2 protein-coding genes are annotated in these 1,690 nt (G+C 40.3%); both read right to left on the reverse strand.

Annotated elements, in window-relative coordinates:
* Nucleotides 1-194: 194 nt before the first annotated feature.
* The gene (locus PX481_RS07785; protein WP_002762526.1) at nucleotides 195-557 is read right to left on the reverse strand and encodes a hypothetical protein; all 363 of its coding nucleotides are present in this window, start codon (nucleotides 555-557) and stop codon (nucleotides 195-197) included.
* A gap of 86 nt (nucleotides 558-643) precedes the next feature.
* The gene (locus tag PX481_RS07790; RefSeq protein ID WP_002762525.1) at nucleotides 644-940 is read right to left on the reverse strand and encodes a hypothetical protein; all 297 of its coding nucleotides are present in this window, start codon (nucleotides 938-940) and stop codon (nucleotides 644-646) included.
* Between the last annotated feature and the right edge of the window lie 750 nt (nucleotides 941-1,690).

The raw sequence follows: 1,690 nt of genomic DNA on the forward strand, positions 1-1,690 counted from the left end.
AAATAAAGAAGAACTGGAAAAAGTAGTCAATCAGCTTTTAAATGAAGGGGGATTGATTATTAAATGGAGTAGAAAACTTAAAAATAAGGGTAATGCTGTCAATGTAACTTAAATGCGTAAAAGCTTAGGACAAGCCAAGCTGACTGAGAAAGTCGAGGGCATGGATAAAAGGGTTAGGTGTTAGGTTTTAGGTGTTAGGGGTTGAATTTCGCTGAACGGATCAGCCAACCGATCACCCCGCCGGTAATGCCGCTAAGGATCGAACTGATAAAAGCGGTGATTACCACTACCCCGATCTGCTTCCAGTTTTTCAGTTCTCCTACTTTTTCGGCAAGATCGGCCGTTTTGTCGATCGAGGGTTTCCATGCTTCTAGACGGGCTTCGATCGAGGTGAGTCGCTTGTCGATATTTTCTGTCTTTCCATTCAGGGACTTTATATCTGACTTGATTTCTGATTGTCCATTTTCTAGGCTAGTTAATCGGGACTCGATCACCCTCATACTACTAACGATTAAATCTTCTAGCCTTTTTAGATCATTTTCGGTAACTGCTGTCATGAGGTAATCTCCTAGCTAATCTGTTTCAAATATGACTGACGGGCGTGCATTAGGTGAACGCAAAGCGCTCGCTACGCGAGACCGCTCTAATCTTCTCTCTGGGCGATCGCATATAGGGGAGCTAATTCAGTCCGAAGCGATGCGATCGCCGCGTTCATTTTGGCTTCGATCGCCGCGTCGATCTTTTCCTCGAAGTTGGGCAACTTGCTAGGGCTATCTCCGAAAAAGGTTTCGAGAATCTCTACTATGGCGGTTCCCATTGCCGGTTGAATGTTCCCGGCCTTATCTTTTCGAGTGATATTGTTTTGAGTGCAATACTTAGTAAGGCTGTCTTCTATATCTTTTGGGAGATAACAGGATACTGGTCTATTCTCAGTAGCCATGATTTTAATTGATTAATACTAATACATTACCTTTTAAGTCTAACCCTGTAAACTACTAAGTACAAGACTTATTAGATAAACTAATGAGGATTAGTAAAATACCTGTAAAATACTAATTAATAGGTAGTTGACTTAGTAAGAGACTAGAAATATACTAAAGATATAAACCAAAAGCGACCGCTACCGACTACCAATCAGAAAAGCGATCGCCTATCATCCAAAAAAGGATATCTCTATTATGCAACTAATCGAAGCAATGGCAACCGACCGCGCCCGGCGGGTTAATACTAAATACGGTGAGAGAACCGTTATAGACGCAAGAAGCATCGTCCCGTGAAGCGTCAACCCATCCGAAGATCGTTCAATTAAGTTTGTTCGATCTGTAGGGAATCACCGTCCGGCCCCGGCGGTGAGGATGTCAACGGCTATTAGTTGTCAGTTTACCGATTACCGATCACAGCCAAAACCAACCTTTGCCGCTCGATAATTTAATTAAATTTACAATTCTCACTTCCCAATTCAGAACTGATAAACTATAACCTGTAATCTATAATTCACAATTTATAATTCATAAGACCTCTTGCATAATTTTTTTATGGTATAGTGGAGGGTTTTGCTTTTTTCTCAATTCTTAGATTGAAGTGGAAAAAAGAATAAAATGTGATCTTAGGTCAGGAAATCATCTATAATTTTGCTATGTTTATTAGCAAAATTATGGATTATCAAAACTTATCAGATGAACAATTCAAA

It is taken from the genome of Microcystis sp. M53603_WE2, from assembly GCF_030065435.1.

Coding starts and splice junctions, on each gene's coding strand:
- PX481_RS07785 (WP_002762526.1), bottom strand. CDS start 557: ATGACAGCAGTTACCGAAAATGATCTAAAAAGGCTAGAAGATTTAATC.
- PX481_RS07790 (WP_002762525.1), bottom strand. CDS start 940: ATGGCTACTGAGAATAGACCAGTATCCTGTTATCTCCCAAAAGATATA.